This is a genomic window from Frankia nepalensis (assembly GCF_016786325.1).
Taxonomy (GTDB): domain Bacteria; phylum Actinomycetota; class Actinomycetes; order Frankiales; family Frankiaceae; genus Pseudofrankia; species Pseudofrankia nepalensis.
The window spans coordinates 30097-51919 of record NZ_JADWYU010000219.1 but is presented as its reverse complement, the minus strand read 5'-3'; the positions used below and the strand labels follow the sequence as shown (position 1 = coordinate 51919).

The 21823-nt window shown below is 73.0% G+C and carries 18 protein-coding genes; 5 read left to right on the top strand and 13 right to left on the bottom strand.

Features of this window, described 5'->3' with window-relative positions; translation table 11 throughout:
• Positions 1-264, top strand: a 264-nt coding sequence (locus I6A81_RS34580; RefSeq protein ID WP_203010414.1) for an amidohydrolase family protein, incomplete at its 5' end; no start/stop codon positions are given.
• A 207-nt stretch (positions 265-471) separates the two neighbouring features.
• Here I6A81_RS34580 and I6A81_RS34575 read toward each other — a convergent pair.
• The 4 genes from I6A81_RS34575 to I6A81_RS34560 all read right to left on the bottom strand — a co-directional run bounded on the left by I6A81_RS34575 (position 472) and on the right by I6A81_RS34560 (position 3591).
• The gene (locus I6A81_RS34575) at positions 472-1425 is read right to left on the bottom strand and encodes a bifunctional helix-turn-helix transcriptional regulator/GNAT family N-acetyltransferase (RefSeq protein ID WP_203001752.1); all 954 of its coding nucleotides are present in this window, start codon (positions 1423-1425) and stop codon (positions 472-474) included.
• Between the two features lie 67 nt (positions 1426-1492).
• Positions 1493-2569 (bottom strand): S-adenosylmethionine:tRNA ribosyltransferase-isomerase, encoded by a 1077-nt coding sequence (locus I6A81_RS34570; protein ID WP_203001751.1) that lies wholly within the window; start codon positions 2567-2569, stop codon positions 1493-1495.
• Positions 2566-3285, bottom strand: a complete 720-nt coding sequence (locus tag I6A81_RS34565; RefSeq protein WP_203001750.1) for an SDR family NAD(P)-dependent oxidoreductase — start codon at positions 3283-3285, stop codon at positions 2566-2568. Before I6A81_RS34565 ends, I6A81_RS34570 begins: the two co-directional genes overlap by 4 nt.
• 33 nt (positions 3286-3318) lie before the next feature.
• Positions 3319-3591, bottom strand: a complete 273-nt coding sequence (locus I6A81_RS34560) for a hypothetical protein (protein ID WP_203001749.1) — start codon at positions 3589-3591, stop codon at positions 3319-3321.
• A gap of 63 nt (positions 3592-3654) precedes the next feature.
• Here I6A81_RS34560 and I6A81_RS34555 point away from each other — a divergent pair, with 63 nt between their 5' ends.
• Positions 3655-4524 (top strand): MHYT domain-containing protein, encoded by an 870-nt coding sequence (locus I6A81_RS34555; RefSeq protein ID WP_203001748.1) that lies wholly within the window; start codon positions 3655-3657, stop codon positions 4522-4524.
• A 66-nt stretch (positions 4525-4590) separates the two neighbouring features.
• On the opposite strand, the gene I6A81_RS34550 is transcribed toward I6A81_RS34555, so the two are convergent.
• Both I6A81_RS34550 and I6A81_RS34545 read right to left on the bottom strand, forming a co-directional pair.
• Positions 4591-5565 (bottom strand): DUF1353 domain-containing protein, encoded by a 975-nt coding sequence (locus I6A81_RS34550; RefSeq protein ID WP_203001747.1) that lies wholly within the window; start codon positions 5563-5565, stop codon positions 4591-4593.
• A gap of 337 nt (positions 5566-5902) precedes the next feature.
• Positions 5903-6355 (bottom strand): transglycosylase, encoded by a 453-nt coding sequence (locus tag I6A81_RS34545; protein ID WP_203001746.1) that lies wholly within the window; start codon positions 6353-6355, stop codon positions 5903-5905.
• Positions 6356-7074: 719 nt separating this feature from the next.
• Here I6A81_RS34545 and I6A81_RS34540 point away from each other — a divergent pair.
• Entirely contained in the window at positions 7075-8655 is a 1581-nt protein-coding gene (locus I6A81_RS34540; RefSeq protein ID WP_203001745.1) for a class I adenylate-forming enzyme family protein, read from the top strand.
• A 186-nt stretch (positions 8656-8841) separates the two neighbouring features.
• Here I6A81_RS34540 and I6A81_RS34535 read toward each other — a convergent pair whose 3' ends face one another.
• Both I6A81_RS34535 and I6A81_RS34530 read right to left on the bottom strand, forming a co-directional pair.
• Positions 8842-9393, bottom strand: coding sequence for a PIN domain-containing protein (locus tag I6A81_RS34535; RefSeq protein ID WP_203001744.1), 552 nt, complete (start codon positions 9391-9393; stop codon positions 8842-8844).
• 12 nt (positions 9394-9405) lie between these two features.
• Positions 9406-9876 (bottom strand): helix-turn-helix domain-containing protein, encoded by a 471-nt coding sequence (locus I6A81_RS34530; RefSeq protein WP_203001743.1) that lies wholly within the window; start codon positions 9874-9876, stop codon positions 9406-9408.
• A 361-nt stretch (positions 9877-10237) separates the two neighbouring features.
• Here I6A81_RS34530 and purL point away from each other — a divergent pair, with 361 nt between their 5' ends.
• Positions 10238-14098: a phosphoribosylformylglycinamidine synthase gene (gene purL, locus I6A81_RS34525; protein WP_203001742.1), complete on the top strand. Its 3861-nt coding sequence runs from the start codon at positions 10238-10240 to the stop codon at positions 14096-14098.
• A 125-nt stretch (positions 14099-14223) separates the two neighbouring features.
• Here the strand turns inward: purL and I6A81_RS34520 are convergent, their stop codons facing one another.
• Genes I6A81_RS34520 through I6A81_RS34505 form a run of 4 tightly spaced genes read right to left on the bottom strand, consistent with a single transcriptional unit; the run spans position 14224 to position 17853 of the window.
• Positions 14224-15444, bottom strand: coding sequence for an MFS transporter (locus I6A81_RS34520; protein WP_203001741.1), 1221 nt, complete (start codon positions 15442-15444; stop codon positions 14224-14226).
• Positions 15444-15839, bottom strand: a complete 396-nt coding sequence (locus tag I6A81_RS34515) for an MAPEG family protein (protein WP_203001740.1) — start codon at positions 15837-15839, stop codon at positions 15444-15446. Before I6A81_RS34515 ends, I6A81_RS34520 begins: the two co-directional genes overlap by 1 nt.
• Entirely contained in the window at positions 15836-16807 is a 972-nt protein-coding gene (gene gshB, locus I6A81_RS34510; RefSeq protein WP_203001739.1) for a glutathione synthase, read from the bottom strand. The genes I6A81_RS34515 and gshB overlap by 4 nt, the downstream gene beginning before the upstream one ends.
• On the bottom strand, positions 16804-17853 hold the full coding sequence (locus I6A81_RS34505; protein WP_203001738.1) for a glutamate-cysteine ligase family protein: 1050 nt from the start codon (positions 17851-17853) through the stop codon (positions 16804-16806). The genes gshB and I6A81_RS34505 overlap by 4 nt, the downstream gene beginning before the upstream one ends.
• Before the next feature lie 305 nt (positions 17854-18158).
• On the opposite strand from I6A81_RS34505, the gene I6A81_RS34500 reads away from it, so the two are divergent.
• Entirely contained in the window at positions 18159-21029 is a 2871-nt protein-coding gene (locus tag I6A81_RS34500) for a helix-turn-helix transcriptional regulator (RefSeq protein ID WP_203001737.1), read from the top strand.
• A gap of 174 nt (positions 21030-21203) precedes the next feature.
• On the opposite strand, the gene I6A81_RS34495 is transcribed toward I6A81_RS34500, so the two are convergent.
• Positions 21204-21707 (bottom strand): VOC family protein, encoded by a 504-nt coding sequence (locus I6A81_RS34495; RefSeq protein WP_203001736.1) that lies wholly within the window; start codon positions 21705-21707, stop codon positions 21204-21206.
• Between the last annotated feature and the right edge of the window lie 116 nt (positions 21708-21823).

Sequence of the window (21823 nt, the reverse complement as noted above, 5' to 3'; positions counted from 1 at the left end):
GCCAAGAAGCTCCAGAAGCTCCCCTCGGAGTACTTCCGCGACAACTGGTACGCGACCTTCTGGTTCGAGACCGGCCGTGGGCACCTGCAGCACCTCGTCGACCAGGTCGGCGAGGACAACATCATGTTCGAGACGGACTTCCCGCACCCGACCAGCCTGCACCCGGACCCCATCGGGATGGTGAGCGAGAAGATCTCCACCCTGCGTCCCGAGACCCAGCGCAAGGTCATGGGCGAGAACGCGGCGAAGCTCTACCGGATCTGATCCGGTCGACGGCGCCTGGTCGCCTTTCCTGAACCGCGACAACCGCGACAACCGCTATAGCCGCTGTCCGGACCGGTGCCGTCCCACGGTCCGGATCGCGGTGTCGGCGCGCCGGTCAAGGCCGCGGGTGCCCAACGGGCCGGCGGCCAGCCGCCGGCTGTCCGGAGGCGCCGGCCGGATCCGGCGCGCGGCCGGCCGCGCGCCGGCTCAGAGCGTGATCTCCCAGATCTGGCCGACGAGGTCGTGGCCGAAGGACCGGTGGGGTTCCGAGGCGGTGAGGGTGAATCCGGCGCGTTCGTAGAGGCGACGGGCGTCGGTGAGGACGCTGTTCGTCCACAGGCGCATCCGGCGGTAGCCGGCCTGGCGGGCGAAGCGGAGGCATTCGTCGACCAGGCGCGCGCCGATGCCGAGGCCGCGGGCGGCCGGGTCCACCAGGAGAAGGCGTAGCTGGGCGGTGTCCTCGGCGTGCCGGACGCAGAAGACACAGCCGGCCGGCTCGCCGTCGAGCTCGGCGATCCAGGCGGCCTCGCGCCGGGGGTCGGCCCCGGCGGCGTAGTCGCTCACGATTCTGGCGACGAGCGCCTCGTAGCTGGCGTCCCAGCCGAACTCCTCGGCGTAGATCTCGGCGTTGGCGCGGATCACCCAGCCCAGGTCGCCGGGGCGCGGTGCCCGGATCACGACGAGGTCGGTCCGGCGGCGGCCGCCCAGGACGTCCTGGACGGTCCGCATGGCGCCCAGCAGGCGAAGCTGGTCGGCCTCGCCGAGCGCGTCCAGGAAACCATGGGCGCGCTGTTCGGAACGCCGGTCCAGCTCGGCGAACGCCGCCCGGCCGCGCGCGCTCAGCCGGATGTCGCGACGTCGGCCGTCCCGCGCCGAGGGTGCCGTCTCGGTGAGGCCGTCGGCGGCGAACCGGCGCAGGATGCGGCTGAGGTAGCTGGCGTCCACGTCCAGCTCGCGGCGCAGCTCGGCGGCCGAGCCGCCGTCGCGCTGGGCCAGCTCGTAGAGGACGCGCGCCTCGGTCAGGTTGTACGGGGTGTCGAGCAGCCCGCCGCGCAGCACACCCACGGCGTCCGTGTAGAAGCGGTCGAACCGGCGTAACGCGGCGACGCGCTCGGCCGCGCCACCGGGCCGGTCGGCACCGGGTTCGGTGATCGTCGTCATGGACTGAGGCTAACAAATAGTGGACTGGGTCCACTATCGGGATGCCCGTCGCGTGAGCCGCGGAGTCTCAGGGCAGCAGGAGGCAGCTGTCGCCGAACTCGTGCCAGAGGTAGCGCTCGCGCACGGCCTCGCGGTAGGCGGTGGCGACGAGGTCCTGGCCGGCGACGGCCTCGAGAAGGTCGAGGTGGGAGGCGCCGGGGGCATGCCAACCGGTGATGAGCCCGGTGACGACGCGGGCGGGGCGGTCCGGGCCGAGGACGAGGTCGGTCCAGCCCGAGACGGGCCACACCGTCCCGTCCGGGCCGGCGGCCGACTCCAGGGCGCGGGTGACGGTCGTGCCGACCGCGACCACCCGGCCGCCCCAGCGGCGGGTCGCGTTCACCAGCCGCGCGGTGGCGGCGCCCACGTGGAAGCGTTCCGCCTGCGGCGGCTCGCCCGGCTCCTGCGACGAGACGCCGGTGTGCAGCAGAACCGGCGCGACGAGGACGCCGCGCGTGACCAGGTCGGTCACCAGGTCCGTGGAGAACGGCCGCCCGGCGCTGGGCATCTCCGCGCTGCCGGGGTCGCGGCCGAACACGGTGCGGTACGCCTCGATCGGCTGTGACTCGGGCACGTACGCGTAGCGGATCGGCCTTCCCACGTGCCACAGATACGGCACGACCCCGCCGTCGACCGGCACGCTCGCCCGCCACAGCCGGCGCTGCCCGGCGGGAAACGGCTCGCGGACCGTCAGCCGGACGCCATGCGGCAGCCAGATCCGTTCGCCCGGCCGCAGGTTGGCGACGGGGCCCGTGGCGGTCGCGCCCGCGGCCCGGACCTCCACGACCCAGTCGCCGTCGTCGAGGGCGGTCGCGAAGTGGACGACCACCGCCGGGTCGCCGTCGTCGCCGCCGGGCCCGTCGGACCCGCCAGGCCCGTCGGCGGGGAGGCTCCCATCGGCACGCGTGCCGTCCACGGCCGCCGGGAGCGCGCCGGAGGTGTTGACGACCACCAGGTCGCCGGGCGCCAGGTGCTTGCCGAGGTCGGTGAACCGGGCGTGCCGGACGCCGTCCGGGCGCGCCACGAGCAGGCGTACGCCATCGCGGCGCTCCGGCGGCGCCGAGGCTGACAGGTCGGCCGGCAGTTCGAACGCGACGGCGCTCATCGCGCGGTCCCCGCGGTCTCCTGGGCCGCCGCCGTCGCGAGGTCGGCGGCGCGGTGGCGGCCCCCGTCGAGGCGCAGGTCGAGCAGCCGCAGGATCGCCGGCACGACCTGCTCGGGCGGAGGCCGGTCGGAGATGTCCTCGCCGGGGAACGCTCGCTGGTGCATCTCGGTCCGCATGTCACCGGGATCGAGGGCGTACGCGCGCACACTGGGCTCCTCGGTGGCGAGAACGGCCGTGAGATGGTCGAGCGCGGCCTTCGACGGCCCATACACGCCCCAGCCGGCGTAGGCCTCGACCGCGGCGTCCGAGCTGATCGTGAGCACCGTGCCGCCGCTCGCGCGCAGCGGCGGGAGCAGGAGTTGGAGCAGCGCCAGCGGCGCGATCACGTTCGTCTCGTACACGGCGCGCACCGCGTCGAGTGGCGCGTCGGCCAGCCGGGGCAGCGGGCTCGGGCCGAGTTCGCTGGCATTGGCGACGAACAGGTCCAGACGGCCGAGGTCCGCCGCCGCGTCGGCGAGTGCCCGCCGGTGGTCCGGGTCGGTGACGTCCCCGGCGACCGGGAGAAGGGATGGGGTCGCCGCGGCCGCGGCGGCCAGCCGCGCCGCGTCCCGGCCGTCGACGACGACCCGCCAGCCGCGTTCGGCCAGCGCGCGGGCCAACGCGAGGCCCAGCCCGCGCGAGCCGCCAGTGATCAGTGCTACGGGGTGTGAGGTCATGCGGCGATCGTCATAGCTGAAGCTCGCTTGAGGTCAAGAACTCAGCGTCAAGAATGAGGCCGAGAAGTGGATCATCGTGCGGGCCGGATGCCCCGCGACACCGAGTGCCGCCTTTGAGGGATGGGTGGCGAGGCTGGTGCTGACCAGCCCGGTTGTCGACGCAACATCGATCGCACTCGCCGTGGCAGGTTCTCGGGATTGGCTACTCGCGGTCAGGCTCGTGACGATCGGGGCGATGGGCGGATCGGATCGATGACCGTTACGCGGTAACTGATTGCTATCGTGCTGGATGATCTGTTCGGGCATAATTTGTCTTTTTAGCTCGTTCCGTGCTACCTATTGCCTGCCGGTGAGTCCTGAGATGGGAGAATGGTGATCACAGCGGAGATGGCGCATGAACACGCGCATCACGACGTCCTGTTCGTGGCCCTCTCCCTGGGGCTTGCGCTCGTCGGCTCGTTCGCGGCGTTGGTCAGCGCCATCCGAATTCCGCGCGCCAGCGGCGGGAGCCGCCGGCTCTGGGTTGCCGCGTCGGCCGTCTCCCTCGGCGGCGGCGCCATCTGGGCCATGCACTTCATGGGGATGCTCGGCTACCACGTCGCCGACCGGAAAATCGCCTACGACCTCCCGCTGACCGCCTTCTCGCTGCTGCTCGCCATCGGCGTCTCGGCTGTCGGTATGAAGATCGTCGGAAATGACCCGGGCAGCCGGCCGCGGCTTGTCTTCAGCGGCGCCCTGGCCGGTCTCGGGGTCGGCGCGATGCACTACACCGGCATGGCGGCGATGCGGGTGGGCAGCACCGTCCGCTACGACCCGCTGCTGGTCGGCGCGTCGATCGCGATCGCCGTCGTGGCCGCGACCGCCGCGTTCTGGATCCTTTTTCGGGTGCGCACCGGCGCGCATGTCGTCGTGGCGTCGGTCGTGATGGCCGCCGCGGTGTGCGGAATGCACTACACCGGGATGGCCGCGACCACGGTCCCGGTCACCGAGAACGTGTCGCCAGTCAGCGGCGCCGATCCGATCGCGCTCACCTTCTTCGTGTGCGTGCTCGCCTTCTCCGTGCTGGCGCTCATCATCTTCGCCGCTTTCGGCGGCCTGGCCGACTCCGGCGGCGCGTTCGCGCCTTCGGCGCGTCCGGACGCGGACCAGCGGCCGGACACGCCGAAGGCGGGCTCCGTGTTCACCTCGGCCAACACGAACTCGCACCGCGCCGCGCGTCGCTCCTCGCCCATCCTCTGAACTGGGATCTCTCCGGCTCCGGTTTGTTTCCGTTCCTGTCGGCGCGCATTACCGCGGCCGGCGGGCTCAGCCGGGCGGCGCGGCCGTGGAGGGCGCCAGGGCCGGCTCGGAACCGGCGGGAACAGCGACGGGACCGGCGAGAACAGCGGCGGAACCCGGAGGAGCGGTGGCGGGCTCGGCGGGGACAGCGGGAGCCTCGGCCGCCTCGCGCGCCGCGTTTTCCAGGTTCTTGGCGACGTTGGGGAGCAGATTCTCGCGCGCGGAGGCGATCCGCTCGAGAACCCAGTAGATCCCGGTGGCGGCGACCACGGCGAGCGTCACATGCAGCAGCAGTGCCACGGCGACCCCGGTGATCGCCGCGATCCGCCAGCGTCGTCCCCAGCCGGCCGCCAGCGCGGCCGGGACCCCGACCGCGCACGCCGCGCCCAGCCCGAGCTCGGCCCACCACGGCCGGTCGCCCATCCAGGGCAGGACGTCCCAGACGTCGAGCAGGTCCAGCGTGGCGAGGCCACCCAGCCCGACCACCACCGTGCCGGTGAGCACCATCAGCGCCCGCCACCACGCGCGCCGCCGCGGCGCGACCCACATGGTCGCCAGCGCGACCGCCGTCCAGATCAGCCAGCGGCGGACGAACGGCGTCCCCAGATGCTTCATGGCGTCCCGGAAGATCCGGTCCGCCTCCTCCCGGGTGACCGACGGGCCGTCGTGGGTCGCCGCCTCGCCGTCGGTCACGATGAGCCCGTCGTGCAGCAGCACCGCCGGCAGGTGCGAGCCGAGGCCGGGCACGAGCCAGGCGAACATCGGCGGGATCGACGCCAGGTCGGTGCGGAACGCCGCCGGATCCCTGGGCACGATGAACGGCTTGTCGTATGCCGGATCCCAGTAGCCGAACCGGCGCGCGATCTGGAACTCGTTCCCGACCTGCCGCAGCACCAGCACGATCTCGCCGGTGGGCGTCGCGGCGGCCGTCGCGCCGTGCACGTCGCGCGCCGCCGCGTCCACTTCCGCGTCGGCGTCGAAGAAGCCAATCCACCCGTCCATGGATGCTCCCCGTAGCAGACCTGCGCCAGCCGCCCACCGGATGCCGATCATGCCATGGCGGTGGGGCCCCGCGGGAACGGTGTCGGCCACCGGCCAGCGCGTGGCCCGGGGCGCCGACGCTTACCGCGATCCGTGTCACACCGCGTATCCGCGCTCGTGGCTCACGACCACGGAGCGGACACCTGCCGCGGGCCCGGAGCGGGCCCGGAGGAGGAACCGCCAACTCGTGATCCAAAGACCGCGCCTCGGCCGTCAGGCCGCCCGGCGAGACGGCGACGAGGCCTCCCCGGGAATCCGGGGAGGCCTCGCGGTTCTGTCAGTCGCCGGTCGGCGTGGGTCAGCCGCCGACGGCGTGGCCGCGGCTGAGGAACTTCTTGTAGGCGCCGTTGGTGTAGGTCGACCAGGCCTTCGGGCCCTGCATCTGGCAGACCTTCTTGGCGGCCCAGGCGTTGGTGCTGATGTCGTACAGGTTGCGCTTGCCGACCCAGTCGCCGTGGGCCCAGAGGTTGACCTGCCACAGGCCGCGCGAGTCCTCGATGCCGGTGGCCCGGGCATGGGTGTTGCCGTTCGACTCGGCGAGCGCGATGGCGACCCAGGTCGCGGTGGAGACGCCGCGGCAGCCGGACAGACCGGCGTTCTTCGCCGCGTTGGCGATGGTCCGGTCGGAGACCGTGGCGGCGCTAGCCGGAGAGGCAGCCATCAGACCACCGGTGGTGGCGAGGGCGCCCGCGGTCGCGATCGCGGCGACCCGGCGGCGGAGGCTGCTCTTGCGGTTGCGTCGGATGGACAAGAAGAAACTTTCCCGCTGTGCCTACGGAATGGCGCTCGGTGATGGGGCGTGAACCTCCGGTGATGCGGCTGCCGTGCCTTGCCGCGCCACCTCGGCGAATGAGCGCGCATGACCCAGGCCGGCTGGCCTGGGTTACCCGGGGAACGCCGGCAGGCATTCGCCCGGCGGAACCCGGATGGGTTCCTCCGCTTCTGCCTCGCGATGGTGAGAGGACATGGACCGGGGACGTGGGCAGAACTCGGCGTCGTCCCCGGCGATTCACCCGGCCGGCTTCTTTCGTCCGACCGAGGTGGCATCAACCTAGGTCGGGCTCCGGCTCGCTGGCAAGCACTCTCCGTATCGAAAGATGAAGCAGAGCGTTCACCTTGCGCATCTTCTGCTGCCCCACAGTGGCTCAGTCGCTCACCCTATGTCCGACGTCACGTTTGAGAGGGCGAGTTAGTGGCCATGCGAGTGGCCAGCCGGATGCGCAAAGTGCTGAAGAGGGCGAGATCGTGAATCTCCTGGAGCCTGGCTGGGCCTCAGGAGACGCGCGGGCCGGACCGGACTGGACCAGGCCAGAGCCGTGCTGGCGGCGGCGCCGTCGATCTCCGTCCGAGGGGGCGGTCAGCCCGGTCCGTATCGCCTGCGGCGGGAGAGCGGCTGTGATTCGCTGGCGGGCGGTGAGCGTGGCCCGGCCGGCGCCGGGTGTCCGGCCGCGTGTGACGGAGGGTGGCCGAATGTCCGCAGACCCCCAGCCGCTGACGATCGGCGGGCTGCTGCTGCGCGCGGCGCGGGAGCGCGCAGAGCACGAGTACGTGGTGACGCCGACCGACCGGCTCACCTATGCCGAGGCCGAGCGCCGCTCGGCGGTCGCCGCCCGGCGGCTGCTGGGCGCCGGGGTGGGCAAGGGCGCGCGGGTCGGCCTGTTCTTCACGAACGACACCGAGTGGATCACCTGGTGGCTGGCCGTCTCCCGGATCGGCGCGCTGGCCGTGCCGCTGTCCACGCTCTACGCCCCGGCCGAGATCGGCAAGGTGCTCAGGCTCGCGGACGTCGGCCTGCTGGTCGCCCCCACCAGGGTGCTCAGGATCGACGTCGCCGAGCGGCTCGAAGCCGCTCTCGGCGGCCTCGCGGGCCAGCGGGCCGGCCGGCTCGCGCTGCCGGCGGCGCCCTACCTGCGTCGCGTCGCGCTCACTGGCCCATCCGACCGCCCCTGGGCGACCAGCTGGGACGTGCCCGGCGAGGACGACGTGCCCGGCCAGGACGGGGAAGGCGCCGGCCTGGTGCCCCCGGAGGTGCTCGCCGCCGTCGAGAACGAGGTCACGCCGGCCGATCTGGCCATCATGATCCACACTTCCGGCTCGACGGCCGACCCGAAGGGTGTGCTGCACACCCACGGCACCATCGTCCGCCAGACGTCGACCTGGCCGGCGGCCGTCCGCTCGATCGCGGGCACCGGTATGGCGCCCCGGATCCTGTGCGCCATGCCGTTCTTCTGGATCGGCGGCATCCTCGCCGCGACGGGCGCCCTGCACGAGCCGGCCACGCTGCTCGTCCTCCCCCGGCTGGAGGCCGGCGGCGGGCTGGACCTGGCCGAGCGCGAACGGGCGAACGGCGTCGTCGGCTGGCCGGCCTTCACCCAGCAGCTGCGCGAGCACCCGACGTTCCCGAGCCGGGACCTGTCCAGCGCCCCGATGCTCACCGACGGCCCGCTCGACCTCGCGATGAAGGACGTTCCCGACAGCTTCCCCATCCACCGCAGCCTCACCGAGAGCGGCGGCGGCTTCGCCTTCACCGACATCGCCATCGTCGACGAGGCCGGTAACCCGGTGCCGGCCGGGGAGACCGGCGAGCTGCTCATCCGCGGGGTGGGCGCGATGGCCGGCTACAACAAGCGCGAGCGCGCCGACGTCTTCGACGCCGATGGCTGGTACCACACCGGCGACCGCGTCTACCGCCTGGCCGGCGACCCGCGGCTGTTCTACGTGGGCCGCGCCACCGAACTGATCAAGGCCGCCGGCGCCAACGTGTCCCCGCTCGAGGTCCAGGCCGTCGTCGAGTCGTTCGACGACGTCGCCCAGTGCGTCGTCCTCGGCCTCGAGCATCCCTCCCGCGGCGAGGAGGTCTGCGCCGTCGTCGTCGCCGCCGGCGGCCTCGACCTGGAGTCCCTGGCCTCCCGCGCCCGCGAGCAGCTCTCCAGCTACAAGGTCCCCACCCGCTGGATCCTCGCCACCAGCGCCCAGATCCCCACCCTCCCCTCCGGCAAGCTCAACCGCCGCCTCCTCCAGTCCTTGATCACCGACGGCACCCTGAAGTGACGTCGTGTTAAGGAATTCCCGCCTCTCCTCGTCCAACGAGACGCTCGGAGCGGATCCAACAGCCGGCGACTTCGGAGTTCGAGTCCTCGTTGCCACACTGGTGCCGTCAGGCGATCTGGCTGATTACTCGAAGTGACAGGTTGCTGGCTACCGAAGTGACGACTGGTGGCGTCGCGAGGCCGGGCCCTACCGAAGGTGTCGATGTACCTCGGCGGCGAAGCGGGGAAGGCCGGTGCGTTCGAGGAGAGGGAGCAGGCCGGCGATGGTGGTGGGCTCGCGGCGGTACGAGGCTGCCTGGTCTTCGAGGACCTCGACGGTGAGAGCGGGGTGGAGGTCCAGTTGGTCGAGGAGGAAGTCGTCGGGATGGATGGCGACGACGTCGTACGGCTTGAGCGCGGGCTCAGGGAAGTCTCGGAGGTTGAAGGTGACGATGATCTCTGCTTTGGCGCGGACGGCGGCGGCCAGGACGTGGCGGTCCTTGGGATCGTTGGTCATCCCGTCGACGAGGTGCTCATAACCGGTCACAGCCGCGTCGGGAAAGTAGCGGCGCATGTTGCCGATGCGCCGGTCGACACGCTCAGCGGGGAGCCCGGCGTCGATGACGTTGCGCCGCAGCTCGTCGAGGATGTCGGCCGACCACAGGGGCCGGTAGGCGTCGGCCTCGGCGAGGCGGAGCAGGGTGTCGCAGAGGTAGGCCGGGTAGAGCACGCAGGTGTCGAGTAGTGCTGGCAGGGTCACGGCCGTCTTCTCTCACCGGGTGTGTTTTGGTGTGGCGGTCAGGTTGTAGAGATCATCCTCCTCGGCGTCGGTGGCCATCTGGTTGAGGGCCTGACGGCGTTCGCGGCGGGTGCGATCGCGGTAGTCGAGGATGTCGCGGAGCATGACGCGGCGGTGGCGACCGCGCATCGTGTAGGAGATCTCGCCGTCGGTTAGCAGCCGGACGAGGGTAGGCCTGGAGATGTTGAGCAGGTCGGCGGCTTCCTGGGTGGTGAGCATGGTGTTGTGCGGGGCAATCGTGATCGCCAGCCCCTGCGACAACGCCGTCACGACGTCGCGCAGCACGCCGTAGAGCTCATCGGGGATGTCCATGTCCGAGCCGTCCGGGCCGACGAGCCGTGCCCGCGCGGGCTCCTCCACGCGGGCCAGCCGGCGGGCGAACCGGGCAAGATCGGAATCATCCGTGGGCGGCAGCACGGTTCTCTCGCGAATCATGGCGACCATGACCTCAGGTTACGTCTAATCGAAAAAATCGCAAGCCGATGGTAGGGGGCGGTTGGGGATCCGCCGTCCTACCCGACCGAGGCCGACGCCTGGCGGCGGGTGCGGGGCTATCTCCTCGACGGATCGCGGACGCGACCAGACCGTTGGCGGGATCTCGCCGGGTTGGCGCAGGTCTCACGCGACTCGCGATCAAGGCGGGAGGGTGGGAGGGCGCGCTGGGTAGGATGGTCGGCCGCGGGCCGTCCGCGACGCCGCGGGCGGCATACCGGATAACAGGCGCACCGGGCGACCCCGGCGCCGGGCGACAACCCTGGCGCTGGGCAACCCTGACACCGGGCAACCCTGCGACGAACGGCGGACATTGAAGACCTACGGAGACATAGCCGCGCTCACCGGTCCGGGCCGTCGGCGGCTGCTGGCCCGGCTGCGGGCGGTGGAGCCGAGCGTCACGGACGTGGCCGCCGAGTACATCCACTTCGTCGACCTCGACGGCGAGCTCGCCCAGGACGACGAGGACCGCCTGCGTGGCCTGCTCACCTACGGCGAGCCGTTCGACGGCGAGCGGTCCGGTTGGACGCTGGTCGTGCTGCCCCGGCCGGGCACGATCTCACCCTGGTCGTCGAAGGCGTCCGACATCGCCGCCTCCGCGGGACTCACGACCGTCCGCCGGATCGAGCGGGGCACCATTTACTATCTGACCGCCACCGGCCCGATCGACGAGAAGACGGTCGCCGCGCCGCTGCACGACCGGATGACCGAGATCGTCGCCGGCTCGGTCGCCGCCGCGGACGCGCTGTTCGCCGCGGGGCAGGCCCGGCCGCAGGCCGACGTGGACCTGCTCGGCGCGGGCGTCGACGCGCTGGCGGAGGCCAACCGCGCGCTCGGCCTCGCGCTCAGTCCTGCGGACATGACCTACCTGGCGGAGCAGTATGGCCGGCTCGGGCGCAACCCGACCGACGTCGAGCTGATGATGTTCGCGCAGGTCAACAGCGAGCACTGCCGGCACAAGGTCTTCAACGCCGACTGGGTGATCGACGGGGAGCCGCGCGAGCGGAGCCTCTTCTCGATGATCAAGAACACGTGCGCGAGGTCCGGCGAGAACGTCCTGTCGGCCTACTCCGACAACTCCGCCGTGCTGCGCGGCGACGTGGCGTCGTGGTTCTTCCCGGACCCGCGCACCCGCGAGTACCGGCGCCACAGCGAGCCGGCCCACATCCTGGTGAAGGTCGAGACCCACAACCACCCGACCGCGATCGCCCCCGGCCCGGGCTCCGCGACCGGCGTGGGCGGCGAGATCCGCGACGAGGGCGCCACCGGCCGCGGCGCGACGCCCAAGATGGGCCTTTCCGGCTACACGGTCTCGCACCTGCGCATCCCCGGCGACGAGGGTTCCCCGTGGGAAGGCCCGGAGCACCGCCCGAACCGGATCTCCTCCCCGCTGGACATCATGATCGAGGCGCCGCTCGGTGCCTCCGGCTACAACAACGAGTTCGGCCGGCCGAACCTCGTCGGCTACTTCCGCGCCTACGAGGCCGACGGCGGCCCGGCCGATGGGCGCTGGGGCTACCACAAGCCGATCATGATCGCGGGCGGTGCCGGCAACGTCCGCGCGGCGCTGGTGAGCAAGCGGCGGCTGGAACCGGGTGACCTGGTCGTCGTCCTGGGTGGCCCGGCGATGCTGATCGGCCTGGGCGGCGGCGCGGCGTCGAGCATGCAGACCGGCGCCGGCGACGAGGACCTCGACTTCGCCTCCGTGCAGCGCGGCAACGCCGAGATGCAGCGGCGCGCGCAGGAGGTCATCAACGCCTGCTGGGCGCGGGACGACGCCAACCCGATCATCTCGATCCACGACGTCGGCGCCGGCGGCTGGTCGAACGCGCTGCCCGAGCTGGTGCACGACGCCGGCCGGGGCGCCGTCTTCGAGCTGCGGGACCTGCCGAACGCCGACACCGGCATGTCGAGCCTGGAGATCTGGTGCAACGAGGCGCAGGAGCGCTACGTGCTCGGCATCGCCGCCGCGGACCTGGACCTGTTCCGCGAGCTCTGTGAACGGGAGCGCTGCCCGTTCGCCGTCGTCGGGACGGTCACCGAGGAAGCGCGGCTCGTCGTGCGCGACCGGCTGTTCGACCGTGCGCTCGGCCGCGCGCCGGTCGACGTCCCGATGTCGCTGCTGTTCGGCGAGGCCTCCCGGCAGACCCGCCACGCCCGGCGCGGCGCGGTGCCGGTCGCCGGCTTCGACGAGTCCGGCATCGAGCTCGCCGAGGCCGCCACGCGGGTGCTGCGGATGCCGGCCGTCGGCAGCAAGAAGTTCCTGATCACGATCGGTGACCGGACCGTCGGCGGCCACACGGTGCGCGACCAGCTGGTCGGGCCGTGGCAGGTCCCCGTCAGCGACGTCGCCGTCACCGCGTCGGCCTACGGCAGCCGTACCGGCGAGGCACTGGCGATGGGTGAGCGCACCCCGCTGGCCACGGTCAGCGCGCCGGCGGCGGCGCGGATGGCGGTCGGCGAGGCCGTCACGAACCTGGCCTGCGCGGCCGTCGCCGACCTGTCGAAGGTGGCGCTGTCGGCCAACTGGATGGCGGCCGTCCAGGTCGACGGCGAGCAGGCCGCGCTGTTCGACGCGGTCCAGGCGCTGGGGGAGGAGTTCTGCCCGGCGCTCGGCGTGCCGATCCCGGTCGGCAAGGACTCGACCAGCATGCGCACCGTCTGGTCGGACGACGCGGGCGACCACGCGGTCACCTCGCCGGTGTCGCTGATCGTCACGGCGGCGGCGCCGGTCGCCGACGTGTCCCGGGTGCTCACGCCGCGGCTCGCCCGCGACGAGGCGAGCACGCTGATCCTCGTCGACCTGTCCGGCGGCCAGGCCAGGCTGGGTGGCTCCGCGCTGGCCCAGGCGTACGGGCGGCCGGGAGCGGCCGTCCCCGACGCCGACGCGGCGACGCTCGCGGCGTTCTTCGCCGCGACGCGCCCGCTGGTCGCCGACCCCGACGTGCTCGCCTACCACGACCGCTCCGACGGCGGCCTGTTCGCGACGCTGGCGGAGATGGCGTTCGCCGGCCGGGCCGGCGTCGACGTCGACCTCACCGGACTGCCCGGGACGCTGCTCGGCAAGCTGTTCACCGAGGAGCTGGGCGCCGTCCTGCAGGTCGCCGACGCCGCCGTCACCCGGGTGACCGCGGCCCTCGCGGCGGCGGTCGGCGAGGAGAACGTCCACGTGCTCGGCCGGCCGACCACGCGGCAGCGGGTCGTGCTGCGCCACGGCGGCGAGGTCGTCCACGAGGCCGGCCGCGCCGACCTGGAGCGGACCTGGGCGACGACGAGCTACCTCATCCAGCGGCTGCGCGACAATCCCGACACGGCCGACGCGGAGTTCGCCGCGATCCTCGACGACGAGGACCCGGGGATCGGCGAACGGGTCACGTTCACGCTCGACCGGCGGTCGTACCCGCGCCGGCCGCGGGTCGCGGTGCTGCGCGACGAGGGGGTCAACGGCCAGGTCGAGATGGCGGCCGCGTTCGACGCGGCCGGCTTCGACGCCGTCGACGTCCACATGACGGACCTGCTCGCGGGCAGGGTCTCGCTGGACGCGTTCAACCTGCTCGCCGCCTGCGGGGGCTTCTCCTACGGAGACGTGCTCGGCGCCGGCGCCGGCTGGGCGAAGTCGATCCTGGCGCACCCGGATCTCGCCGCCGCGTTCAGGGCGTTCTTCCACCGGCCGGACACGCTGACACTCGGGATCTGCAACGGCTGCCAGCTGGTCGCGGGCCTCGGCTCGCTGATCGAAGGCGCGACCGGGTGGCCCACGCTGCTGCCGAACCTGTCCGAGCGGTTCGAGGCGCGGGTGTCGAGCGTGCTCATCGAGGCGTCGCCGTCGGTCCTGCTCGCCGGGATGGAGGGCTCGGTGCTCGCCGTGCCGGTCGCGCACGCCGAGGGCCGGATGGAGTTCGGCCAGGGCCCCGGCGCGGTGGCGGCCCGCTACGTCGACAACCACGGCAAGCCGACGCAGGACTACCCGGCGAACCCGAACGGTACCCAGGGCGCGGTCGCCGCCGTCACGTCCGACGACGGCCGCGTCACGATCATGATGCCGCACCCTGAGCGGGCCTTCCTCACCCAGCAGCGTTCCTGGCTCCCGGTGGGCGCCGGCGCCGCCGGCGGGGACGGCGAGCTCGGCCCCTGGTCGCGCCTCTTCCAGAACGCCCGCGCCTGGCTCGGCTGACATCGGCCCGCATCTGGCCTGGCTGACATCGCCCCGCGCCGCCGCCCGACGCGGCCGGGCGGCGGCTGGCGGCTCCTCGGCCCACGGATCCAGCCGCGCGGTGCCGGGTGCCGTACCGGGGCGTCCTAGCCGGCGTCGGCGGTCGTCACGTGCCGGCTGGAACGGTCGGCCGGTCTGACGGCGCCTGGCCAGGCGATGGCCACCGCCACCGCGGCGGCCAGTGCTCCCAGGGCGAAGGGCGCGCGCACTCCCGCGGCCGCGGCGAGGGCCGAGGCGATCGGCCCGCCGAGGGCGGTGCCGCCTAGCAGGACGAGCGCGAACAGCGACATGACCCGGCCCATCATCGCGGGCTCGGCGGTCTGCAGCAGGGCGATCACGGACATGAGGAGGAACGACCACGCGACGCCGGCGACCGTGAGGCTGATGAGCGCGACCAGCACCGTCGGAGCCGCCGCCGTCACGATCATCGCGGTCGCCATGACCAGGTTCGCCCGCGCCACGGTGTGCCGGCCGGGCAGGCCCCGGGCGGCGGCGACCAGGGTGCCGACGAGGCTGCCCGCCATCGACACCGTGAAGGCGGTGCCGATGAGGGAGGCCCCGCCGTCGAAGGAAGCCCGCATGAAGATCGGCACGCTGACCTGGAAGGTGAAGGCGAAGGTGGCGACCACGGACAGGGCGAGCAACGGCGTGCGGAGGCGAGGCGTGTGCCACAGATAGCGGAAGCCGTCGCGGATCTGCCGAGGCGCCCTCGCCAGCCGGGGTGAGGGTCCGACCCGGATCGTGGCGAGCAGCGCGACGTCGGCCAGGAAGGACGCCGCGTTCAGCGTGAACGTGGCGGTGACGCCGACCTGGGTCACCATCAGCGCGCCGAGTCCGGACCCGGCCGTCATGCCGATCAACATGACGGTTCCGCTCAGCGCCGCCGCGCCCGGTGCCTGGGCCGGCGGCACCAGCATCGGCACCAGGGCCCGCCGGGCCGGCGTGTCCAGCGCGTTGATCACACCCCAGAGCGCGCTGAGCAGACAGACGACCGGCAGCGTCAGGCCGCCCGTGAGGGAGACGGCGGCGTACGCCAGCGCCGTCAGGCCGAGCCCGGCCTCGGCGGCCATCAGCAGCCAGCGGCGGTCGTACCGGTCGGCGATCGCTCCGAACCACGGTCCGAGCAGCAGGCTGGGCAGGAACTGCAGGGCCACCACCCAGCCCATGGCCGCCGGGGCGAGCTCCACCACCACCCAGGCGAGCGCGACCACCTGTGCCCAGGAACAGGGCACCGACACCAGCTGGCCGAGCAGGTAGCGCCGGAATGGGGACGAGCGCAGCGGGAGCAGCACGGACGGTCCGGCCATCAGAGGGTGAAAAGAGCCGCGACGGCGAGGGCGACGCCGAAGACATAGGTACCGATCGCGGAGAACAGATGAATCGGTGTGGGGCGCCCGTGGCCCTTGTGGGTGAGCATGTTGTAGGCGTGCAGCACCCGCACGACCGTGGCGCCGACGATCAGTGGAATGGCCACGGCGGCCGGGCCGCGGGCGCCGACGAGCAGGAACAGGACGATCAGGGTCGGCACGTACTCGGCCTGGTTGGCGTGCGACCGGACCGCGATGAAAAGCGGGCTCGTCGGGTCGGTTGGCAACTGTGAGCCGCCGGCTTTCGCGGTCGCGCCCCGCAGCCGGGAGACGTTGAACCCGAGGGCGAACACCATCGCGCCCAGGATCGCCGTGCAGATGATCGCGGTGGTCATGCGACTCCCCTTTGTTCGCGCGTGCCCAGCACGCTGTCGACGAGGTCGGCGCAGAGGGTCCAGCCGAGCAGGGCGTCGGCCTTTCGCAGCGCGCCAACGCTGGTGACGTTCACCTCGATGAGGTGGGGTCCGATCACGTCCAGCCCGGCGAGATGGATGCCGTGGAGGCGAAGGTCCGGCGCGAGCCGTGAGCAGATCTCACGGTCGCGGCCGGTGATCGGCGCCTGCGCGGCCGGGGCGCCGATCCGGAAGTCGCCGGCCTCCGGGTAGCGGTAGACCGCGCCCACCGGTTCCCCCGCCACCACGAAGATCCGCTTGTTGCCGGCCGAGACCTCGGGCAGATACCGCTGCGCTACGACGGCCTGGCGGCCGTCATGAGTGGACATCTCCAGCAGGGACGCGAGGTTGGGGTCGTCGCGGCGCAGCCGCAGGACGCCCCGGCCGCCGAAGCCGTCCACCGGCTTGACCACGATCGCGGCGTGCTCGGCGAGGAACGACCGGATGGCGCGCGGGTCGGCGGTGACGATGGTCGGCGGGACCAGGTCGGGGAAGTGCAGCGGCAGGACGTGCTCGCCGCAGGCCCGCAGGCCGCGCGGGTCGTTGACCATGACGGTCCCGGCCGGGTCGACCAGATCCAGGATCATGGTCGCGGTGAGGAACGTCGCGTCGAGCGGCGGCTCGGTGCGCATGAAGACGGCGGCCGCGTCGTCGAGCCAGAGGTGCCGCGACTCGCGGGCGGTGTACCAGGCCTCGGCGACCGTCCACCGGTGACCGCCGCCTGGCCGGGACGGGGCGAGCAATAGCCGGCGGGCCAGTGCGCGGGCCCGGCCGTCCACGGCTTCGAGCAGGCGCGCTTCGGTGACCCACACCTGCGCGCCCCGGTCCTGCGCCGCGTGCATGAGGCCGACGCTGGTGTCGGTCGACGGGTCGAGAGCCTCGAGTGGATCGGCGACGAACACGATCTTCATGACGCCGCTCCGGTGAGCGAGGCCGCTTCGGTGAGCGTGGCCGCCGCGCCCCCGAGCGCCGGCTCGGCCGCGTGGGCGATCGAGAGGAGGTCGGCGGACTCGGGCGAGTGGCCGGCCGCCGCCTCGTCCCACGCCCGCGCCTGATCTCCGATGCGCGGCAGGAGCAGGTCGAGCGCGTCTCGCCGGGCCCGCGGGTCATGGAGCAGCGCCGCGATGGTCGCGATCGCCACACCCGCCCGTTCGATCGGCTGCGCGTCGAGATAGCGCACCTCGAGATAGCCGCCTCGCGGGCGTACCGGCGGGAAGAGCGTCGACAGGTGACAGGCCGGGTCGGCCGTCTCCCGGATCGGCAGCCGCGCCGCCGCGCTGGCGAAAGCGCCATACGCGCCCACCGGGTCCACGGGGTCCAGGTGGCGGCCGTCGTAACCGGTCCGCGTGAGGTCGACGCCCTGCCAGATCCGGGTGCGCGCGCCCCTGATACCGGCGGGCCGGCCGTCCAGCGTCGGCGAGTTGGCGAAGGCGGCGGCAAGTGGCGGGCCCGCGAGATTGGCGACGAGCCACTGCTCGCGTCCGGCCTGGCCCGCGCGCAGGTCGACGGTGACCTGCAGCGAGGCGGTGAGGCGCATCATGCGACGGCCATCAGGCCCGGTCGCGTCGAACAGCCGCTGCATGGCGAGGTAACGCGGCGACGCCACGCGAAGCGGCACCTCGTGGCAACAGTGGTACGGGTTGGTGCCGGCGGCGACGAGGCGGATTCCGTTACGCGCCGCGATGGCCTCGGCCCGCGCCACCAGCCGCCGGACGTCGTGGACGAGCGCGCCGACCGTCGGCCGGGGCGCCGGGCTCAGCTCCAGCTGCCCGCCCGGCTCGAATGTCGGGACGGCCTCGCGCACGAAGGACGGGTCGAACGCGGCCGCCAGAACGGCGGGATCCACCGGCCGTGGCCGCGCGCCGTCCGTCACCGGAATCAGCTCGATTTCGGCGCCGACCCGTCCGGGGTGACGCGCCGGGGCGAACATCGCCTGGACGGCTGCCTTCAGCTCCATGCGGTCACCCTCGCGTGACCTGGCGGTCTCGACCTCAGTACGAGTACGGAACCGAGCACTGCATGTCCGCCGGGCGGCCGCGACGCGACGCCGTACCCGTGGCGACGGGCCGCCTCGCCGGCGAACTCGCCGCCGGCGCGCACCGCGGTCCGGCTGTTCGTCATGCCCTGATCGACCGGTCCGGCGACCTCGGCTCTCGGGAAAGCGCGCGGGCGGCAGACTTGGAGCGGAGGCGGACCCGACGAGCCGCGCTGTCGGCCGCATTCTCGGCCGGAATGCTCGTGACGTCCTGGAGAGGAGCGAGGGTGGGGGAACCGGGGCTGGTGGGCCGCCGGCGCGAGCGGGTCGCCATGTCCGGCTGGCTTGACGCGGCCTTCGGTGGGGCTCCCGCGCTGGTGCTGTGCGGGGGTGAGCCGGGCATCGGCAAGACCCGGCTGGCCACGGAGGCGGCCGACCTGGCGGCGGCGGCCGGCGCGCTCACCCGATGGGCGCGGGCGCACGAAGGCGTCGGTACCCCTCCTTTCTGGTTGTGGAGGCAGTTGTTGCGTTCCGACTTGGCGGGGGAGGGGAGCGGCCCGCCCGATCTGCCGACGATGATCGAGGCGTACTCGGAGGCGGATCGGTTCGCGCTGTTCGACGCCGTCGTCCGCCGGGTGTTCGCGCTCGCCGAGCGTCGCGGCCTGCTGCTGGTGGTCGAGGACGCGCAGTGGGCGGACGAACCCTCGCTCCTGCTGTTGCGCTACCTGGCCCGCGAGCTGCGGGGCGCCCGGCTGCTCGTCCTGGTCACCTACCGGACCGTGGGCGCCGGTGACGCGGCGGCGTGGCGCGGCGTTCTCCCGGACCTGGGCCGGGAGCCGGTGACCATGCAGGTGCCGCTGGCCGGGCTGGACGAGGCCGAGACCGCCCACCTGGTCCGGGCCGTCACCGGCGCGGCCGTGGCCGACGACGTGGCGAGTGACGTGCACCGGCGGACCAGTGGCAACCCGTTCTTCGTCCGGGAACTGGCCCGGATGCTGACGACGGACGTGACCCTGTCCGGCCGGCGGCTGCCGGCCTCACTCGTCGACGTGGTGGGGCAGCGCGCGGCCGGCCTGTCCGAGCCGGCCCGCCGGATGCTGGGGGCGGCCGCGGTGCTGGGAGAGCAGTTCTCCGTGGCGACGATCGCGGCGATGGTCGCGACGTCACCGCTGGGCTGCCTGCCTCCGCTGGAGGAGGCCGCGGGCGCGGGCCTGGTGGTCGCCGCTGACACTCCAGGGGACTGGCGATTCGCCCACGCGCTGGTGTGCGAGGCGATCGAGGCCGACACGCCCGCCCAGGAGCGGGTGCGGCTGCACCGGTCCGCGGCCGAGGCGCTCGAGCGCGTCTACGCCGAGCAGATCGACGACCGGCTGGCGGACATCGCGCGGCACTGGGCCGCGGCCGCGCTCGATGACCCGGCGCCGGCGGTGGCCTGGGCGCGGCGGGCGGCGGCCGCGGCCCTGCGCTCGCTCGCGTACGAGGAGAGCGCCCGGCTCTACCAGGTCGCGCTTGACGCGGGTGGGCCGACGATCGACCAGCGGCTGCGGTGCGACCTGCTGATCGGCCTAGCCGGCGCCCGCTGGCGGGCCAGGGACATGGAGCTGTGCCGGGCGACGACCACGGAGGCCATCGCGCTGGCCCGCCGGATCGGCCGCGCGGACCTGATCGCCGAGGCCGCCCTCGGTGTCGAGCCCGTCGGCACGATGACCTGGGACCTGGAGGTGCGCCGGTGGTGTGACGAGGCGCTCGCCGGGCTCGACCCGGCTGACCTCGCCCGCAGGGCGCGCCTGCTCGCCAGGTCGGCCGAGGCCTCCGTGTACCTGAACGACAGCGCCGCGGCGGAGGAGGCCAGCCGCGAGGCGCTGGCCCTCGCCGACGGCGTCGACGATCCCATCGTGGTGATCGCGGCGCTGAGGTCGCGCCAGCTGTGCCGCAGCGGCCCGGAACATGTGGACGAGCGCGGCGGGATCGCCGACCGGATGACCGAGATCGGGCGCGCGCTGCGCCGCCCCCGGGAGGAGATGTGGGGCCGGCTGTGGCGGATCGACACCTTCTGGGAGCGCGGCGACCTGGCGGCCGTCACGGCCGAGCTGCCCCGGCTCGGCTGGTGCGTTGACCAGGTCGGCGGGCCGATCGCCCGCTGGCACCTGCTCGTCACGCGCGCGGCGCTCGCTGGCGCGTTGGGCCGTTACGACGAGGCACTCGAGGTCAGCCGCGTAGCGTACGAAACGCTCCCGGCAGCCAACCACCCGACCGCGTTCGGCGTGTACTCCGCGCTGCTGGTTGTGGTCGCCGCGCACGTTGGCCACGAACGGGTGGCCGCCAGCCAGCCGCCGGACCTACCGACCTATCTGACCCCTGCCCGGGGCGAGGCCCGAAATGCGCCCTTTCGCGGTCACCTCGGGACGGCGTACCAGCTCGTCCTCGCCGGCCGGCGGGAGGACGCCCTCGCCGTCTACCTGCGCGCCGGGCCAGTGGACAGCTGGCCGCCGCCGGCGCCCTACTGGCGGGTGCCGATCCGGGTCCTTGGTTCGCGGGTCGCGGTCGCGCTCGGCCGGCGGCCCGACGTCGAACGCCTCTACGACCCGCTGCTCGCCGAGCGCGGGCGGTTCGCCGTCGGGGGCGCTGGGACGGCCAACTACCTGGGTCCTGTGGAGCTGCACCTGGGCCAGTCCGCCGCCTTCCTCGGCCGGCTCGACGACGCCGTCGTGGACCTCGACGCCGCTCTCGCCTACTGCCGCGCCGCGGGCGCGGCCGGCTTCGCCGTCGAGACCGCGTGCGAGCTCGCCGCCGCCCTGACCCGCCGGGCCCATCCTGGCGACCTCGACCGAGCCCGCCAGCTCCTCGACGAGGCAGAGCAGGCCGCCGGCCAGCTCGGCATGGACCCCTGGGCAAGCCGGGCCCGCGACCTGCTCGCCGCCATGCCCAGGGCGGCGGACGCCCGGCCGCCGGCCGCCAGCCCGCTGTCGCCCCGGGAGGCCGAGGTCGCCGAGCTGGTCGCAGGGGGCCTGACGAACCGGCAGATCGCCGCGAAGCTGTTCATCTCCGAGCGCACGGCGCAGACCCACGTCCAGCACATCCTGACCAGGCTCGGCTTCTCCTCGCGAACCCAGATCGCGACCTGGGTCTCCACCCGGCACCAGCCTCCGGGGCCCTGAGGCCCACGTCGACCGCCGCGCCGCCGGGACCCAAGCCGACATCACGACGACGGCCCGACCCCGGCCCGGGTGGTGACGCCTTCCGCGTCGGCTCAGCCATCGACGAGGCCATCGGCGAGGTCATCGTCGTCGGAACAAGCCTCGGCCCGGGCTCGTGTTCGCGACGGAGCGAGCTCACGGCTGATAGCCGGACGCCGGTGTGCCGGGAGGGTTGTGGACGCCCGGCCGGCCCGCCGGGTTCGGGACGCAGACCTCGGCCTCGAGCCCGTCGGGGTCACGGAAGAACAGGCTGAGGGTCGGACCGAAGTCGGTGACGAAGCCGTCGGAGGCTCCACGGGCGACGAGCCGTTCCCGGATGACGCCGAACGCCTGGGGCGAGGCGGCCCGCAGGCCCAGATGATCGAGACGGCCGCGGCCGAACATCGGTGTCTGACGCCCAGCCTCCGTGTTGCCGGGTATCTCGTAGATGTTAAGTCCGGTGGTCGGGCCGACCTGGAGGAAGGAGATCCGGCCTCCGCCAGGCCCGGGGACCTCATAGCGGACGGTGGCGTCGAACACCTCGCGATAGAAGGCGTGCAGCCGCTCGGTGTCCCGCGTGAGGACCGCCACGTGGTCCACACCGTTCAGCAAAGCCCCTGGGTTTCCCTCGGATTCTTCCTGAAGCTGTTCCGGCGCCATGTCGCGCCTCCTTCGAGTTTGGTGAGAAACGACACCCGGTGACGCGGATCGCTTTCCCGGGGTTTACCTGGACCAGGCGTGAAAGCCCGCCCCGTCGCCGGGTCCGGCTTCTTGTG

Bases quoted from the DNA above. Each gene is read 5' to 3' on its own strand.
- I6A81_RS34515 (WP_203001740.1), bottom strand. From the start codon at position 15,839: ATGACCACCGCGATCATCTGCACGGCGATCCTGGGCGCGATGGTGTTC.
- I6A81_RS34570 (WP_203001751.1), bottom strand. From the start codon at position 2,569: ATGAGCGCCGTCGCGTTCGAACTGCCGGCCGACCTGTCAGCCTCGGCG.
- I6A81_RS34575 (WP_203001752.1), bottom strand. From the start codon at position 1,425: ATGACGACGATCACCGAACCCGGTGCCGACCGGCCCGGTGGCGCGGCC.
- I6A81_RS34560 (WP_203001749.1), bottom strand. From the start codon at position 3,591: ATGCCCGAACAGATCATCCAGCACGATAGCAATCAGTTACCGCGTAAC.
- I6A81_RS34495 (WP_203001736.1), bottom strand. From the start codon at position 21,707: ATGGCGCCGGAACAGCTTCAGGAAGAATCCGAGGGAAACCCAGGGGCT.
- I6A81_RS34555 (WP_203001748.1), top strand. From the start codon at position 3,655: ATGGTGATCACAGCGGAGATGGCGCATGAACACGCGCATCACGACGTC.
- I6A81_RS34540 (WP_203001745.1), top strand. From the start codon at position 7,075: ATGTCCGCAGACCCCCAGCCGCTGACGATCGGCGGGCTGCTGCTGCGC.
- I6A81_RS34565 (WP_203001750.1), bottom strand. From the start codon at position 3,285: ATGACCTCACACCCCGTAGCACTGATCACTGGCGGCTCGCGCGGGCTG.
- I6A81_RS34530 (WP_203001743.1), bottom strand. From the start codon at position 9,876: ATGGTCGCCATGATTCGCGAGAGAACCGTGCTGCCGCCCACGGATGAT.
- I6A81_RS34505 (WP_203001738.1), bottom strand. From the start codon at position 17,853: ATGGAGCTGAAGGCAGCCGTCCAGGCGATGTTCGCCCCGGCGCGTCAC.
- I6A81_RS34520 (WP_203001741.1), bottom strand. From the start codon at position 15,444: ATGGCCGGACCGTCCGTGCTGCTCCCGCTGCGCTCGTCCCCATTCCGG.
- I6A81_RS34550 (WP_203001747.1), bottom strand. From the start codon at position 5,565: ATGGACGGGTGGATTGGCTTCTTCGACGCCGACGCGGAAGTGGACGCG.
- gshB (WP_203001739.1), bottom strand. From the start codon at position 16,807: ATGAAGATCGTGTTCGTCGCCGATCCACTCGAGGCTCTCGACCCGTCG.